Source organism: Paenibacillus sp. 2TAB23, assembly GCF_052115165.1.
Classification (GTDB): Bacteria; Bacillota; Bacilli; order Paenibacillales; family Paenibacillaceae; genus Pristimantibacillus.
In genome coordinates this window covers 1-17,210 of record NZ_JBFRGD010000046.1, presented here as the reverse complement: position 1 = coordinate 17,210, position 17,210 = coordinate 1, and the positions used below count along the sequence as shown (strand labels likewise).

Here is a 17,210-nt window from a genome sequence, read left to right as displayed (position 1 = left end):
ATGTATTAGGCACGCCGCCAGCGTTCGTCCTGAGCCAGGATCAAACTCTCCAAATTGGTGTTTGAAATGCTCATTACTTTGTTATCGCTTTTTCGCTTATCCCGAAGGATTTGCGAGGCAGTTATTACTCGTTGTTCAGTTTTCAAAGAGCAATCTTTTCTTTCGTTTGCTACGTTTGTTTTGCTTGTCGACCGCGTGTTTCTCTCGGCCGGAATTAGAATATATCATGCATCCTCCTAATTGGTCAAGCTTTTATTCAAAAAAACTTTTACAATTTCATTTATTTCTGAAAACAAGTAAAAATCGATGCTGATTTCGTGTCGGCACCGAAGGATTCAACTTTATAACCACACATCAAATCATATAGAATAAAAAGACATCTACTCGACAGATATTCATAATCTCACTAAAGCAGAGGAGCACTACTTATGTTGGCACCGGAAATGAACCAGATCAAAAAAATGCTGCCTCTATGGGTAGAATCAAGCAAACGTCAATGCAGCAATGGAAAGGTAGCCTCTTATATCCCTGAACTGTCCAAATCGCCAATTGACGCGTTAGGCATTCATATCGTCGATTCAAAAGGTCACTCCATTTCTGAAGGCGATGCGGGCCTCTCTTTTACCATGCAAAGCATATCCAAGGTCTTCACGCTAATTCTAGCCTTAATGGATAACGGAGAGGAAGCTGTCTTTGATAAGGTCGGCATGGAACCTACGGGTGACAACTTCAACTCCATGCTTAAGCTGGAGCTCGTGCAGCCGGGCATCCCGTTCAATCCTCTTATTAATGCCGGTGCGATTGCGATTTCCTCAATGATTGCGGGCAAGGACAGTTTGGAAAAATCTGAGCGCGTACTGTCATTCTTGCGCCTTCTTTCAAATAATAGCTCCCTGAGCTGGGACCTTGACGTATATCGCTCTGAATCGGCAACGGCTAACTTGAACCGTTCCATGGCTTATTTTCTGAAAGACAACGGTGTGCTCAAAGGTGAGGTTGAGGATGTTCTCGACGTTTATTTCCGACACTGCTCGGTAAGCGTGACCTGTGCAGACATCGCTCAAATGGCACTCATACTCGCGCATAACGGCGTAAATCCGCTAACTGGGGATGTGCTTATTCCGCGCCGTTATGTTCAGATTGCCAAAACCTTCATGACAACCTGCGGGATGTACAACGCATCTGGAGAGTTCGCTATCCAGGTCGGGCTTCCGGCTAAAAGCGGTGTGTCCGGCGGCATTTTAACCATCGTGCCCGGCAGATATGGCATAGGCTTGGTTGGTCCCTCCTTGAATCGCAAAGGAAACAGCATAGCCGGAGTCGATCTGCTGCAATCCTTGTCGCAGCAATTCGATTGGAGCTTATTTTAGACCATTTTAGACCACTGCGCTCCCATAACGAGAAAAGGATGACACCGAAGCGAATTCGCCGGGTCATCCTTTTTGTTTAACCGCCTAATTATGGCTGTTGATTAATGAGCTTCACATTCTTGTTCAAAATAAAAAACTGCTCCGCTTTATCGCGGTGCTCATCCTTGATTTGTCCGCTGAGCGCTCTGTAAGCGATGAATACAGCCGTCGCATCATCGACAAAGCCTGCCACCGGCAGGAAATCTGGAATGAGATCAAGAGGCAGAATCCAGTAGGCAAGCGCGCCGATTGCAGTAGCTTTGGCGCTTAGCGGTGTATTCGGGTCAGCCGAGCAATAATAAAGCGTCACGACCTCCTTGGCAAAAGGCACCTTGGCCGCATGCCGCTTTACTTTTGCCCAAAAGCCTTCTTCCACGTATTTCGCTTGCTTGTCTTGATCGCCGATTTTGCCAATCCATTTGTTGATATCGACTTCCTCTAATGGTTTATCTTTATCCAAGGTCAAGGAAGCGTTCACATCCTCCTCAGCAACCTCAAAAGGAACAGCTTCTTCTACAAGCTTCTCGCCACAAAAGGAGCATTGCGCAGTCATTATGCTGGTTGAATCCACATCGTTGTTATGTCCGCAATTAGCGCACTGGGCTATTGTCATGCATCCCACCTCCACGTTATATCTACTAATACTCGATAGCCCCGGCATTAGTTGCAATATTGATAAGGCTTCGTTTTAAATATTAACCACCAAAACGCTAGCTTGACTCATTCAGCATCCCATTCTTCAATTGACCGCTGACCATGGAGCTGTAATAGCCATTCTGTTCTACCAGCTCCGAATGTGAGCCCTTCTCAATGATATGGCCATCCTGCAGCACGACGATTTGATCAGCTTGCTGAATCGTATTTAAGCGATGGGCAATTACAAAGCTGGTTCGGCCTTGCATAAGCCGCTGAAGCGCCTCTTGGATTTTGATTTCCGTAACCGTATCGATGCTGCTTGTCGCTTCGTCCAGCACGAGTATAGAAGGATTCGCAAGAATAGCTCTAGCAATCGCCAGCAGCTGTTTTTGCCCTTGGCTGATTCCGCTGCCATCTTGTTTAAGCCTGAACTGGTAGCCTGATTTCAAACGCGTAATAAAAGAATGGGCATTAGCAAACTTCGCAGCCTGCTCAATCTCCTCGTCTGCCGCATCGAGCTTGCCGTAGCGAATATTCTCAAGAATCGTCCCTTCAAACAAGAAAGGATCCTGAAGCACAAATGCCATATGCGAACGCAAATTTTCACGTTTGATCATACGGGTATCCGTACCATCGATCATAATGCTGCCCGAGCTTGGATCATAGAAACGGCACAACAACTGGATCAATGTCGTTTTACCGGCTCCCGTCGGACCTACTAACGCGATAGTATCTCCCGGCTTCAGCTCAAAGCTGACGTCACTGATGGTGGAAGCGCGTCCTTCATAGGCAAAGGTCACATGGCTGAACACGACATTCCCTTTCACCTCAGCCAGCTCTGTCGCAGCCCCCTCATCAATACGCTCCTCTTCTTCACCTAGCACATCGAACACCCGCTCCGCTCCTGCCACTGCGGAGAGCAGCGTATTCCATTGGTTCGCCAAGTCATTGAGCGGCCGCGTAAACTGTCTCGAATATTCAGCGAATATAATAATCGTGCCGACCGTTATTTGATCATTCAGCACAAAAATAGCGCCTACGCCAGCAATAATGGCAAAGCTTAAATTGTTGAGCGCATTCATCAGCTTCGGAATAAATCCGGAGATTGCCTGCGCCCAGAAGCCGGATAAACGGATGCGCTCGTTGCGCTCCTTGAAGGCAGCGATGACCGTATGCTCCTGCGAGAATGCCTTTACGATGCGCTGGCCGGACAATGTTTCTTCAATATAGCCATTCAAATCGCCTAGATTGCGCTGCTGGGCTTTGAAGAGCCGCCCTGTCTGCTTTGTTATCCACTTCATGCCAATCAGCATTAATGGCACGACAAGAAAGGTCAGCAAAGTCAATAACGGGCTGAGTGACAGCATGACAGCAACCGTCCCAATAAGCAGCAGCATGCTCGAGAACACCTGAATGGCGGAGCTGTTCAAGGATGAGCTTACATTCTCAATATCGTTCGTAACCCTGCTCATCAATTCACCATGCTGACGCCTACTGAAATACGGGATTGGAAGTCTATGCAAATGCTCAAACAATTGAAGGCGCATCCGATAAACCGTTTTCTGCGAGATGCCAATCATCCAAATACTTTGCAGCCACATGGTGATCGAATGCAGTACGTAGACGATACCCATTCCCGCGAGAAACACAATAAAGCCGTTGTCGCGAGCAATCAAAAAATGATCAATTGCCGTACCTGCCAGGTATGGTCCGAGCAATGACAAGGCCGAGCTTAAAATGACCATAACCATGACAGCGGCCAGCCGTCCTTTGTACAGAATCAAATATCCCCACATCTGCTTCAGCGTGGCTGATGTGTTTCTCGCCCTCGGCTTGCTCTTCTTGCTCGGCGCCCCTGATTTTGGGCTAGCTGGATCTGCCGCTTCGCCTTCCATGTTCCTCTCATATTGGAAAGGTTCTTTCAACGCTTTAAGCACGGGATACACCTTCCTTCCCGAACTGTGATTCATAAATTTTTTGATATAGGCTCGATTGCTCAATAAGCTGCTCATGCTTGCCTTGTGCGAGCAGTTGGCCTTCGTCCAGCAGCAAGATCGAATCAGCGAGTACCGTTGAGCTTATTTTTTGGGTAATGAGAAAAGTCGTGCATTTCACTAGCTTAAGCGCTTGCAGAAGCGCAGCTTCTGTCTTCACATCCAAAGCACTCGTGCTGTCATCCAACAGGAGGACAACCGGTTTTCTGACCAACGCTCTCGCAATCGTAAGCCGCTGCTTCTGGCCGCCCGATAAATTAACGCCCTTCTGGCCAACAATCGTATCGTATTGCTCCGGCAGCTTCATAATGGTCTCATGTATTTGTGCGAGCTTCGCCGCTTCAATAACCTCATCACGCGTAGCGTTTTCCTTGCCCCAACGAATGTTTTCTTCCACAGAGCCCGTAAAGAGCATAATCTCCTGAGGCACATATCCGATCTGCCTGCGCAGCTGCCCCAGCTTCATCATCCGATTATCACTGCCATCAACGCTGATCATGCCGGACTGCACATCGTACAACCTGGGAATCAGCTGTAGAAGCGAGGATTTCCCTGAACCTGTCGCACCCATTATGGCAATCGTCTCACCCGGTTTGACCGCGAAAGAAATGCTGCGCAGCACGTACTCGTCACCTTCTKGATAATGAAACGACACGTTGTCAAAGCAAACATGCCCGGCTCGCAGCTCCAAGCTTTCATCGCTATCCTGCGCATCCGTCAAGTCAAGCTCCGTAATCAAAACCTCTTCCATCCGTTGCGCCGACGCGCGAGCTCTTGAGAAGTTGACTACAATCATCGACATAATAGACAATGCCGCGGTCGTCCTCGTTGCGTAATTGACAATGGCAATGACCTCGCCCACCGTTGCACCGTTCGTATCCAGCTCGATTCTTCCGAACCATAATACGGCCATCACGCTTGCGTTCATAAAAAGCAATACGATAGGCATCGTAACCTCGGTTAAGCGAAGCGCTGCAACGGTACGGCTCATCAATTGCTCGCTAGACTGCGAAAATCTGGAGGATTCATGCTTCATTCGCACGAATACGCGGATAATTCTCATTCCGATTAGGTTTTGCTGCATGACGCCGTTCACAGCATCCAGCTGCTGCTGTACGGAACGGAACAGCTTTTCACCCTTTTTGAGCACCCACAACAAAAATATACCCAAAAAAGGAATGACGGCAGCAAGCCAGAACGCTAGCTTCGGCTGCACGACAAATGCCATCACAATGCTCCCGATAACGAGAAGCGGAGCGCGAAGCATAATCCGCAAGCCCATAAAGACTGTATTCTACAGCTGCGTGACGTCATTAGTCAGCCTTGTGATTAGCGATGATTCAGGAAAGCGGTTAAAATTGGCGAATGAGAACGATTGCACTTTTTCATACAGCCTCTCCCTCAGATCAAAGCCAAAGCTTTGACTGACGTGAGAAGCGTAAAACGAGCTGAGAATGCCTGCTGCAAAAGCAATAATAGAGCAGCCAATCAGAAAGCCGCCCCATTTCAGGACAACGGTTAAATTGTTGCTGCCAATGCCATCATCAATAATTTTGGAAATAATAAACGGCTGCAGCAGCTCTACCATGAGCTCGACTATCATAAGCAGTAAGGCAACATAAGCCGCAAATCGATACTTTTTGAGATAAGCAAACATAGTCAGCATCTATAATCCTCCGAGTAATAATGGCTTAAACGAGCTCGTTCACTCATTATAACCGCTTTCAAAAGGAAAAGCGCGGGTTCGAAGCAGCTTTGGCCGCTTTAAACGCCGCGAATATCTTCATAGAAGACGCGAAACATAATATCATGATTATAGTTGCCGAAGCCCTTCCCATACAACGTCAAGCCTCCGACATGAACCGCATCCTCCTTTACCCCTATTCGGAAAGTCCAAAAGTTGCGTTCCAGTCCGATTTCGCCAATGCTGACTGCTGACATATGCTGTCCATCAATGAGCGTTCCGTTCTCTTGGATCCGGATTACCTTCAACAAACCGTACTGATTGACGCGATCTCCCCACCATGCCGGTGAAAACCTTCCTCTAACATCTCCATAGTCGCCTGGGCTCGTCCACATTCCGATATCCATGCCATTCAGCGAGAAGTCGATATCCGATGGCCAATTCTCGTTGACGCCTGGCGCTTCCGACCCCAGCTCTAATGTAATTTCCAGCGCTACGGGGCGTTGACCCGCTACTAAATAATTCGGCACCTTATATTCGACATAGCCTTTGCCGAACCACAATATCCCCGCGTTCATCCGCTCCGGCTCCAGAAAGAAGCGCGGATCGTCAAACTGTCCGATCATCTTGTCAACCGTAGCAATGCCGCAAGTCGGAAACACCTCAAACTCGGTAAAATGGCCTACTGGCACGCTCACGTCATGCACCTTCTTCACATCCAGTGCAGGATTCGGAAGCTCAATCGAAATGGAATGCTCTGCAAGTGAACAAATTTTATGGGTTCCACCCTGCTTGCGTACCATTTTGGTATGTACAATGCCTGCCTTCTCCAGCTTTCTGACATGCATCGTAACAATCGCACTGCTGAGTCCGATAGCCTCGGCCAGCTCCTTTACGTTCATCATATCTGCAGCCAGCAGATTTATGATGGATAACCTTACCGGGCTTGCTAACGCTTCATATAAAGGCAGCCATTGTTCGTCCGTATTGGCTTGTATCATTTTCTCGCCTCCTTTCTCTATTGTATAACAAGAGAGGGGCATCCCAAAAGCCGTAATTGCGGCTTCCCGACACCCCCATTTCACTGCTATGTCAGCTTGATACGAATCACGTTCCAAGAAGCTTTGCTGAGCGTTGCTTGAATTTTTCCGCCATCGGCAAGAGCTGCATTGCCTGAAGTATGCGGCGTCACGCGGTTAGGCGCTTCAGCCGTATTTGTCATTTTCAGATCCTCATGTTCGAGTACAATGTGCTCCGATACCGTGAAAGCGCCAAAGCTGCGAAGATCGATCTCAAAAGGGAGTGCTTCCTCGATATTGCGGTTCACCGCGAAGATCGTAACTTCCTCTTTCTCCTCATTATGCACGGCTACCGTTTCTAGGTAAGGCACGTCCGTAAAATCTTTCGTATCATGTTTCGGCGATTTCACGAGCGGCACCAATACCGTTCCGCGTCCGAAGATGCTCGCGTGCATATATGGATAATAAATCGTTTGCTTCCAAGCAGGTCCGCCGTTTTGCGTCATGATTGGGGCGATAACGTTAACCAGCTGTGCGATGCAAGCCATCTTCACCCGGTCAGCACGCTTCAGCATGCTGATGAGCATACAACCAACAACCAGCGCATCTTCATGATTATAAACGTCTTCTAGCTGAGGTGGAGCAATTTGCCAAGGATCCAGCTTTTTATCCTGTGCGTTAGAGTGGTACCAGACATTCCATTCGTCAAACGATAAATTAATTTTCTTCTTGCCGCGTTTCTTTGCTTGTACATAATCACAGGTCGAAATGACCGTGTTAATATAGGAATCCATACTTATCGATTGAGCTAGAAAGTTAGGCGTATCGTTCTGAGCGTTGCCGTAATACTGATGGATTGAGACATAATCGACCGTATCATATGCCAGATCCAGTACGGTAGCTTCCCATTCCGGGAAGGTTGGCATACCAATGAATGAGCTGCCGCTTGCCACTAATTCTATCGTTGGATCAACCCATCGCATCGCTTTGCCTGTCTCGTTCGCAAGACGTCCATATTCTACAGAGGTTTTATGTCCGATTTGCCAAGGGCCATCCATTTCGTTGCCCAAACACCATGTTTTCACGTTATGCGGGTCCTTATAACCATGCTGAATGCGCAGATCGCTCCAATAGGAGCCTGATTTGTGGTTCGAATATTCAATAAGGTTGCGGGCGTCATCGATGCCGCGAGTCCCTAAATTGACAGCCATCATAGCGTCAGTGTTCGCCTTTTTGCACCAATCCATAAACTCGTTGAAGCCAATCCAGTTCGGTTCAATTGTTCTCCAAGCCAGCTCAAGCCTCTTCGGGCGCTGATCAACCGGACCTACGCCATCCTCCCAGTTGTAACCGGATACAAAATTGCCTCCAGGATAACGAACGATCGGTACATCAAGCCCTTTTACAAGCTCCAGCACATCCGAGCGGAACCCCTGCTCATCGGCTTGCGGATGATCTGCCTCATATATACCGCCATACACAGCCCGACCTAGATGCTCAATGAATGAGCCATAAATACGTTTGTCTACTTCGCCAATTTGAAAATCCTTGTCTACAATCATCGTCGCTTTGTCTGTCATGATCATCCGCCTCACAATAAAAGTGTATGTTCAATAATTGTTCAGTCAAGCCTTGTAAACTATCACTAACTCATATTTAACTATAGCTAGCAGATTAATTCAAGTATTAATTTTATGTATATTGAATTAATATATTTATTATTCTAATTCAATATCATTTTATAAGAACGACGGTATAAGCCTAAAGATTAAGTTCGGTTCGAAAAGTAGTTCAATTTTCCTAATTATTATCATTTATTCCTTGAGTTAGCTTTTGTTTTAGACTACTATAGAACCATAAGGCAAGTCCTTTGTTCTACAATACGGCAGGAGTTGAGAGCATGAGCAGTCACACACGCTCGCTAGAAGATGCAGCCGACCAGATCCTTAACACCTTGAAGCACTTTCTACAGGTAGATACCCTTTTCATCACTGCATGTGACGGACAGGGCAGTAGAATCATTCGGGCATTTAACCGTCATGAGACTTGGATGCAGAGCAACATTCCGCTTTCGTTGCTGCACAGCTACAGTAACCTCATCGCTATGCATACCGAACCCTCATTACGAATCCCTAACCTCCTCCTTGATCAGCGGACAGCATCGTTAGCGATTACAAAGCAGCTCGGAGCTCGCTCTTTAATCGGTGTTCCCATTAAATCCGATAAACAGGTTGTTGGAACCATCTGCGCTTTACACGCTGATCCTATCCATTTGGATGATAGCCAACTCGCGTTTGTAGAGTCATTGGCATCCTTTTTCGGATACGTTGTAGAGCTTGAGAATGCAAGCGTTACCGATAGCCTGACCGGCCTATATAATCGGCGCTATTTGTCTCATCTCCATTTCAACGGATCAGACAAGCAGTTTAGTGTCATGTTCATTGATATTGATGATTTTAAAGAAGTAAATGACTCCTTTGGCCATGACTTCGGAGATCTGCTTCTGCTTCAGATAGCAGCTAGGCTTAAGCAAAATGTCCGTAAATCCGATGTACTCGTTAGGTACGGCGGGGATGAATTCGTCATCTGCTTCCAGCATCTCGTTGGTAACCAAGATATTGATTTCGTTGCCGGCAAGATCAAAGAATCATTCAACGAGCCTTTCTCGATTGACGGGCATGCGATTCGCATATCCGCCAGTATTGGCATCAGCTCCACCCATGGCACAAGCAACAGTCTGAAAAATCTGATCAGCGATGCCGATCAGGCTATGTACGGCATCAAACAGAACGAAAAAAACCTTTGAAAGCGCCGCTGGCAAAGAGCATAAAAGCCCTGCAGTATCGCTTCAAAGGTTTTTGGGTTATTTGCTAAGGAGCAGCCTCAGTTCAATCGTTAAATTGTTTTCTGTTTCCATCACAACGGTATGTGGATTCTTCATGCCGAAATCACCGAATGTCACTACCGTATTTGCTTCGAGCTTCAACGATCCTCCATCATATGAAGTTTTCCCTGCAAAAGTAACCTCCTTCGTAATCCCTTTTACGGTTAATTCACCTTTCATGCTCACATCATAAACATCTCCTGACTTCCATTCCGAAGGGAGTCCTTCAAAGGAAATGGCTTTAAACTCGGCATTCGGAAATTGGGCTGTATCTAAGTACTCTGCTTCCGAGATATGCTTGTCCCGCTGTGAATTTCCCGAATCCATGCTAGTTACATCAACTGTACCAACTGCACTCGTCTGTGCCGGATCGGCCGTATTCAACTGCCACGAGCCCGTTACCTTACCGATTTCGTAATTAACCGTATCACGTGAAGTTGTCACGGAGAAGTACACTTTTGAATCACCGTTGATTGCCCAAGTTCCGTCTACATCCGCAGCTTCCTCGGACGTTTCTGCCGCTTCCGTTTCTTCTTGCGCCGCATTGCCTGACGTTCCCTCTAAGGTACCGCTGTTATCTGTAGCCGGAGCCTCAGCAATCACACTTTCAATTTCCACGTGATTCCCGGTTAGGCCGTCATACACATAGTAGAGAGCACCACCTATAACGATAATCATTGCTGCTGCCAGTATAGCAATCTTTTTATTTTTCATCGCTTTCCCTCCTCTATTGTTTTGTGGAAGGTGTCTGTTGTTTTTCCCGTTTCTCCACCACACTACAAAGTGTAATGTAACAGTCTGAGAACAATCTGAAACAAAGCTTAAATAAAACTGAAAATATTTTCCGTCTTGTAAATTCAGCTAATCGGCGTCATAACCTTGGCCATCTCTACATACACATGGTATGAATCGTATTTTCGAGTGCGGAGGGATGACGAATGAAACAGGATGAAATTCGCGCGCTGGAGAGATCCATCGATGAAATAACTGAAATCGCGCAAGGGTTTGGGTTGGACTTTTACCAAATGCGATATGAGATCTGCCCAGCAGAAATCATTTATACATTCGGTGCGTATGGCATGCCTACGAGGTTTAGCCATTGGAGCTTTGGTAAAAGCTTTAACAAAATGAAATTACAGTACGATTTTGGATTGAGCAAAATTTATGAACTCGTTATTAATTCTAACCCTTGTTATGCCTTTCTTCTCGATGGTAATTCTTTAATTCAAAACAAGCTTATTGTTGCTCACGTGCTGGCTCACTGTGATTTCTTCAAAAATAATGCTCGTTTTGGCGTGACGAATCGGAACATGGTCGAAAGCATGTCTGCAACTGCAGATCGTATTCATCAATATGAGATGGATCATGGCACCGAGGCTGTCGAGAAGTTTATTGATGCCATTCTAGCTATACAAGAGCACGTCGATCCCACACTTATAAAACCTTACCAGCTAGATAAGAAACGCTATATCGAAATGGTGCAAAAGGACAGCCAACGCTCAGAATGGAACATCCCTGCCTCGCAGTATGATGATTTATGGAATCTAGATCCTGATCGGACAGCTGCTGCTGAATCAGCCGCTCAATCCCAAGCATTAGATGCTAAACGCTTCCCACCAAGACCCGAAAAAGATGTAATCTGGTTCATTGAGGAATACTCCCCTACGCTTCAAGATTGGCAGCGTGATATTCTATCTATGCTTCGTGATGAGATGCTATACTTCTGGCCACAAATCGAGACTAAAATCATGAACGAAGGCTGGGCTTCCTACTGGCATCAACGTATCATACGCGAGCTGGATCTGACTAGCGAGGAAACGATTGAATTTGCTAAACTAAACTCTTCGGTTGTGCAACCATCACGGCATAGCTTAAATCCCTACTATTTAGGTTTGAAAATATTTGAAGATATCGAACGCCGTTTCGATAATCCGACTGCAGAGGAGATGCGTCGATTCGGCCGCGTTCCAGGCAAGGGCAGAGAGAAGATGTTCGAGGTTCGTGAGCTCGACTCGGATATCTCCTTCCTACGTAACTATCTGACTAAGGATTTGGTTAACGATTTGGACCTGTACATTTTCGAGAAAAAAGGACCCGAGTGGAAAATAACGGATAAGTCGTGGGAGAATATTCGAGACCAGCTTGTCTATTCCAAGGTCAACGGCGGGTTTCCTAGTCTGATGGTGAAGGACGGCGACTTCAATCGTGTGGGTGAGCTGTATCTCATTCATGAATATGAAGGTATGGAGCTTGATCTGAAATATGTGGAGCGAACACTTCCCCATGTCGTTCAGCTTTGGGGGAAAAACGTACATCTGGAGACGTTCGTCGAGGATAAGAAGATCGTGTTTAGCTGTGACGGGAAGAAGACCAGTCGGAAGTTTGTTTAACGATCATATTGGCGTAAACCAAACACCGGATCCTAGGATCCGGTGTTTTTGTATACGTTCACTTTAGATTACAAGTTGGTCAACACGCTCCATGAGTCCTAAAACTCACACTCTCACCCGTTTGATATTGAAATCTCCCTAAGCAACCCCGTAAGTGCATATATTAGCTTCATTTAATTTCTCTTATTCTACTATATTCGATCTGTATTACAGCGAGCGGTTAAATTTCTCCACAAGATGATCTATGATCGGGTTCATATTTGAATCGTCAACGATTGATAGTTTTTCCGCTTTGAATAACTGAATTTTTTTAAACTGATAGTAATCATAGAGTACTTGTTCGATGGACATTTGGTTGTAAAGCAAATACTTCATATCAATAATTTCCCTGAGCAAAATATCGTCCTGAAGCAAAATAAACTTTTCATTTATTAAATTAAAAATGCCTTTTTCTTTTCCGTCCTGATAAAATTCTATAGTCATTTCTTCACGTTTGTTCAAAGTGCTTTTCAAATTATCGTATAAATCGGGATAAACCGCTTGAAGATCCTTTAAAAAAACATCAGAAATCTTGCCAACAAGATTAACTGACTGTTCAAATAATTTTTGAAACCAGATCCCGAACCATTTTTCATCGTCTTCCTTCATCCGATCTTCCATCTTATCCAAATAATCTATGAATATGCGTACAACTCCTTCAATCACCTCTTCTTTTGAAGAAAAGTACTTGTACATGGTAGCTCTACTAACGAACATGCTCTTGGCAATGTCATCCATCCGCAAATGCTGAAAACCATCCTTCATGACAGATGAGATTAACTTTTTCAGTAATTTATTTCTTGCTTTATCCTGCTGGCTCTCAAGAATCATATTAGTGGATAACCTCCTGCAAACGCTTCTTCTTATTATACGTAATTTTTCAACAAAAACACAATAAAAACTAAATAGACAAAAAAGATATAAAGTGTATACTTTAAAAAAGTTGTGTGATATGATCCATATCAACAAGCTTGAACTTCAGTTGAGAGGATGATTATTATCAGTAAGTCTAAACAAATCATGTTAACCATTATCATTGCGTGCCAGCTTATGATTGTACTCGACGCTTCCATCATGGTAACGGCCTTGCCAGAGATTGGCCGCACCCTTAATCTCACAACCGCCCATTTAAGCTGGGTGCAAAATGCCTATATTTTAGCTTTTGGCGGACTCATGCTGCTTGGTGCGCGGGCGGGAGATATTTGGGGACGAAGAAAAATGTTTAGCGTTGGGATTGCTTTGTTTACATTGGCCTCTATATTGGTTGGCATAGCCCAATCTGCTGAATTTTTGTTCATTACCCGTGCGTTGCAAGGCCTTGCTGCAGCAATTGCAACCCCCTCCACACTCGCACTTTTAGCGGTGACCTTTGTGGAACCGAAGGAACGCACCAAAGCAATCGCGTTATATAGTGCTGTAGCAGGAGCAGGCGGAAGTATCGGCCTCATTCTTGGCGGAATCCTGACCGATCTCATTTCTTGGCGGGTAGGAATGTTTCTCAATGTCCCTATTGGGATCGCTCTGCTCTTTATGGTTCCACGCTTTTTGCCAGAAACGGAAAAAAACACAGGACATTTTGATTTAATGGGAGCATTAACTTCCGTTTTTGGAATAACTGCACTCGTATATGGTTTTGTACAGGCAGCAGCTAATGGATGGGGAAACTTGGAGACCATGCTTTCACTTAGTATTGGAGTTGTAATGTTAGTGTCATTCGTGTTTATTGAGGCACGTGCGAAACAACCGATTATTCCGCTGCGTCTGTTTGCTAACCGCCAGCGATCAGGAGCCTATCTCGGAAGGCTCTTACTTGTATGCGGTAATTTTTCTGTATTTTTCTTTATTCCGCAATTTTTGCAGAATGTGCTTGGTTTCTCTTCCTTTGAATCCGGGTTGGCGTTTCTGCCTTTCACAGCTGTTCAGTTTGGGATGATGTATGTTATGCCATGGCTAATAGCGCGTCTTGGAAATGTAAAGGTGCTGGTCGTCGGCCTGGTCATTGCGATTATGGGTACAAGCTGGCTAAGCCAAATCTCAACAGACTCTCCATTTTTTCCACAGATTTTTCTACCTTTGATGGTCATGGGTATCGGCTCTGGAATGGTCTTTCTTCCATTAACAACGATTGGACTATCTGGTGTAGACTCACGTGATTCAGGTGCTGCTTCCGGTCTTATCAATGTAGCTCATCAAACAGGAAGTTCGTTGGGAATAGCCGTTCTTGTTACTGTCTTTGAAGCTGCTAGCCGATCAGCAGCATTGCCTTTAAATCAGCAGTTTGCTCACGCTACTTCTGTAGCCATAATGGGTTCAGCAATATTTATTACCGCTTCCCTTGTCGTCGTGCTATTTTGTTTTCTCCCAAAACGCAGCGCAGTTAAAGAGCAATCCCAGAAAGCTGCTTAATATAGATTATGGCAAAAAAGACGATTTTCCATTCGTTTCTTGAATGGAAAATCGTCCTTATATCTATTCTATCAAACGGAAAGCTGCATAAACTTAGGCTGGCTAAGTCTTTTTGATTGGATTCATGTTTATTGATAGTTATCTCCGCGTATCATTGCAGTAGTACCCGTTCGAGATAACTCCAATATTCCGTATGGTTCTAAAAGTTCAACCATAGCTTCAATTTTCTCAATTTCCCCAACGATTTGAATGATTAGGTTATTTGGTCCCATATCAATGACCGAAGCACGGAAAGTGTCAACCACCCCAAAGATTTCTGGACGTATGGATGGCTCCACCTTTACTTTGATAAAGGCGAGTTCTCTCACTACCAATGGATTAGAGCTTAAATGGGACACCTGAGTAACATCGATTAGTTTGTTAAGTTGTTTTTCTACTTGTTCAATCGTTCGATCATCACAAGAAGTCACAATAATGATCTGTGACAATCCATTCACATGACTGCCACCAACCGTGATACTATCGATGTTAAAACCACGGCGACCGAACAAACCTGATACTCGCTGTAGAACACCAGGCTGATTATGAACCAGGACAGAAATTGTATGTTTCTTTATCATTCGAAATCCCCCATTATCAACTGATCTAATGTCGTTCCACCGAGAACCATTGGATATACATTTTCTTCTCTTGGCACAACAAACTCAACAAGCACAGGTCCAGGCGTCTCCAACGCCTCTTGCCAAATATGGTGCGCCTCTGCTTTGGTGCTTGCTCTTAATCCCTTAACTCCGTAAGCTTCAGCTAGTTTTACGAAATCGGGACTACCAGCAAGATCTATTTGACTATAACGACTTTCGTAAATGATCTCCTGCTGTTGTCTAACCATCCCTAACACTTGATTGTTAATGACGACAATTTTGACAGGTATATTGTTAATAGAACAAATCGCCATCTCTTGTGCGCACATCTGCATTCCCCCGTCACCGTTTATAGAAATAACGAGACGGTTTGGATTACCTACCTGAGCACCTATAGCAGAGGGAAATCCGAATCCCATTGTTCCAGAACCCCCGGAAGTTACCAATGAACGTGAATGATTAAATTTATAAAATTGTGCAACCCACATTTGGTGCTGACCTACGTCAGTGGTTATAATCGCATTCCCTCCTGTTGTTGAATGGATCATTTCAAGAACAAATTGCGGTTTAAGCTCCGTATCGGAATCTTTATACCTTAATGGATACATGGACTTGTTTTCTTGAATATTACTGATCCAGCTACTTGATTTTGAGGGCTTTGCTTTTGTATTTGCATATTCAAGTACAGCTTTTATATCTCCGACACAAGCTATATCTGTTTTGATAATCTTCCCAATTTCTGCTGGATCAATATCGATGTGGGCAATCCATTTGGCTTTTGGAGCAAAGCCATCGACCTTCATTGTGACCCGGTCATCAAATCGTGATCCAATTGAAAGGATGAGATCAGCGTTTTGAATGGCCATATTCGCCGTATACGTGCCATGATGACCTAACATGCCTAACCACAAATCGTGGGCACTTGGAAAACCGCCTAAACCGAGCAATGTGGTTGTCACCGGAATTTTTGTTAGATTCACAAATTTCAGCAGCTCATCTGATGCATTAGAATATACCACCCCGCCACCAGCTATAATGACCGGTTTTTCTGACTCTGCAATGGCCTGAATCAATTTATCTATTTCCGTTGGATCGGGACTTGGAGTCGCACGGTAACCCTGTAAATGTAAATTTAGTTTGTTTGATGGAGCATAATACATTTTATGATTGGACACGTCTTTAGGAATGTCGATCAATACCGGACCTTTCCTTCCCGTGCTTGCAATATAAAACGCTTCATGGATGATGCGCGGCAGATCATGAACGTCACGTACGGAATAGCTGTGTTTGGTTATTGGCATTGTAATACTAATAATGTCTGCTTCCTGAAATGCATCCGTACCAATGACTGTTGTTGGAACGTTACCAGTAATAATCACAAGCGGTACAGAATCCATATAGGCCGTCGCAATTCCAGTAACTAAATTAGTCGCCCCTGGTCCAGAGGTTGCGATGCATACTCCTGTCTTTCCTGTTGATCGAGCATATCCGTCCGCCGCATGGATAGCACCTTGTTCGTGGCGAGTCAAAATGTGTTTGAAATCTGGATGACTTACCATTGCATCATAAATGTAAAGGACATTTCCTCCTGGGTACCCAAATACGCAATCTGTACCTTCCATTAGCAAGCAGCGTAACAGGACCTCCGATCCCGATAACAAATCCTGTGAGGTTTGATCTGTCTTGTTCGTGAACATAGATACTTCTTCCATTTGATTTCCTCCTTAAATATAAATAACCCCTCTCGTCCTCAGTCGACAGAAAGCAGCTGTCGTAACTGAAGGGACGAAAGGGGAAGATTTCGTGGTACCACCCTGATTTGCCAAGAACCTTGCGATTCTAGCCTCATGAGGTAAGGTTTCCCTTACCTGCAGCACGATAACGTGTGCCTTTCCGTTTGAGCCTACTCATCGAACCAAATCTCGATTCAACTTTCGATCAAAAGCTCCGAGACGACATCATACAAAGGGATTATGGCAAAGGTTTCAGCGTTTCCTTTGCTCTCTGGACATAAGAGCCTTCATATTTTTTTCTCTTCATCGCTTTTACATTATAAAAACAAATAACCCCTCTCGTCCTCAGTAGACAGAAAGCAGCTGTCATAACTG

12 protein-coding genes and 1 pseudogene are annotated in these 17,210 nt (G+C 45.0%); 4 read left to right on the top strand and 9 right to left on the bottom strand.

Annotated features, from left to right (window positions below):
* The first annotated feature begins 428 nt into the window (after positions 1–428).
* Positions 429–1,370 (top strand): glutaminase A, encoded by a 942-nt coding sequence (gene glsA / locus AB4Z29_RS31895; RefSeq protein WP_441946907.1) that lies wholly within the window; start codon positions 429–431, stop codon positions 1,368–1,370.
* A gap of 88 nt (positions 1,371–1,458) precedes the next feature.
* On the opposite strand, the gene AB4Z29_RS31890 is transcribed toward glsA, so the two are convergent.
* From AB4Z29_RS31890 to arfA, 5 genes and pseudogenes are all read right to left on the bottom strand, one after another.
* The gene (locus AB4Z29_RS31890) at positions 1,459–2,022 is read right to left on the bottom strand and encodes a YkvA family protein (RefSeq protein ID WP_441946906.1); all 564 of its coding nucleotides are present in this window, start codon (positions 2,020–2,022) and stop codon (positions 1,459–1,461) included.
* A 97-nt stretch (positions 2,023–2,119) separates the two neighbouring features.
* Positions 2,120–3,982 carry an ABC transporter ATP-binding protein gene (locus AB4Z29_RS31885; RefSeq protein ID WP_441946905.1) on the bottom strand — a complete coding sequence of 621 codons (1,863 nt, stop codon included), beginning with the start codon at positions 3,980–3,982 and terminating at the stop codon, positions 2,120–2,122.
* Positions 3,975–5,705: pseudogene (locus tag AB4Z29_RS31880) on the bottom strand (ABC transporter ATP-binding protein). The gene AB4Z29_RS31885 and the pseudogene AB4Z29_RS31880 overlap by 8 nt, the downstream one beginning before the upstream one ends.
* Positions 5,706–5,803: 98 nt before the next feature.
* Positions 5,804–6,724, bottom strand: coding sequence for an ArsR/SmtB family transcription factor (locus AB4Z29_RS31875; protein ID WP_441946904.1), 921 nt, complete (start codon positions 6,722–6,724; stop codon positions 5,804–5,806).
* A gap of 86 nt (positions 6,725–6,810) precedes the next feature.
* Positions 6,811–8,322, bottom strand: coding sequence for an arabinosylfuranosidase ArfA (gene arfA / locus AB4Z29_RS31870; RefSeq protein WP_441946903.1), 1,512 nt, complete (start codon positions 8,320–8,322; stop codon positions 6,811–6,813).
* A 320-nt stretch (positions 8,323–8,642) separates the two neighbouring features.
* Here arfA and AB4Z29_RS31865 point away from each other — a divergent pair, with 320 nt between their 5' ends.
* Positions 8,643–9,548, top strand: a complete 906-nt coding sequence (locus AB4Z29_RS31865; protein ID WP_441946902.1) for a sensor domain-containing diguanylate cyclase — start codon at positions 8,643–8,645, stop codon at positions 9,546–9,548.
* A 57-nt stretch (positions 9,549–9,605) separates the two neighbouring features.
* Here AB4Z29_RS31865 and AB4Z29_RS31860 read toward each other — a convergent pair whose 3' ends face one another.
* Positions 9,606–10,340 (bottom strand): YceI family protein, encoded by a 735-nt coding sequence (locus AB4Z29_RS31860; RefSeq protein WP_441946901.1) that lies wholly within the window; start codon positions 10,338–10,340, stop codon positions 9,606–9,608.
* Between the two features lie 224 nt (positions 10,341–10,564).
* On the opposite strand from AB4Z29_RS31860, the gene AB4Z29_RS31855 reads away from it, so the two are divergent.
* Complete coding sequence (locus AB4Z29_RS31855; protein ID WP_441946900.1) at positions 10,565–12,016, top strand: SpoVR family protein; 1,452 nt, start codon at positions 10,565–10,567, stop codon at positions 12,014–12,016.
* 207 nt (positions 12,017–12,223) lie between these two features.
* On the opposite strand, the gene AB4Z29_RS31850 is transcribed toward AB4Z29_RS31855, so the two are convergent.
* Positions 12,224–12,886, bottom strand: coding sequence for a TetR/AcrR family transcriptional regulator (locus tag AB4Z29_RS31850; RefSeq protein WP_441946899.1), 663 nt, complete (start codon positions 12,884–12,886; stop codon positions 12,224–12,226).
* Positions 12,887–13,045: 159 nt separating this feature from the next.
* On the opposite strand from AB4Z29_RS31850, the gene AB4Z29_RS31845 reads away from it, so the two are divergent.
* Positions 13,046–14,461 (top strand): MFS transporter, encoded by a 1,416-nt coding sequence (locus tag AB4Z29_RS31845; protein WP_441946898.1) that lies wholly within the window; start codon positions 13,046–13,048, stop codon positions 14,459–14,461.
* A 128-nt stretch (positions 14,462–14,589) separates the two neighbouring features.
* Here the strand turns inward: AB4Z29_RS31845 and ilvN are convergent, their stop codons facing one another.
* Positions 14,590–15,081: an acetolactate synthase small subunit gene (gene ilvN, locus AB4Z29_RS31840; protein WP_441946897.1), complete on the bottom strand. Its 492-nt coding sequence runs from the start codon at positions 15,079–15,081 to the stop codon at positions 14,590–14,592.
* A complete protein-coding gene (gene ilvB / locus AB4Z29_RS31835; protein WP_441946896.1) occupies positions 15,078–16,814 on the bottom strand; it encodes a biosynthetic-type acetolactate synthase large subunit in 1,737 nt (578 codons plus the stop codon). The genes ilvN and ilvB overlap by 4 nt, the downstream gene beginning before the upstream one ends.
* Positions 16,815–17,210 lie beyond the last annotated feature (396 nt).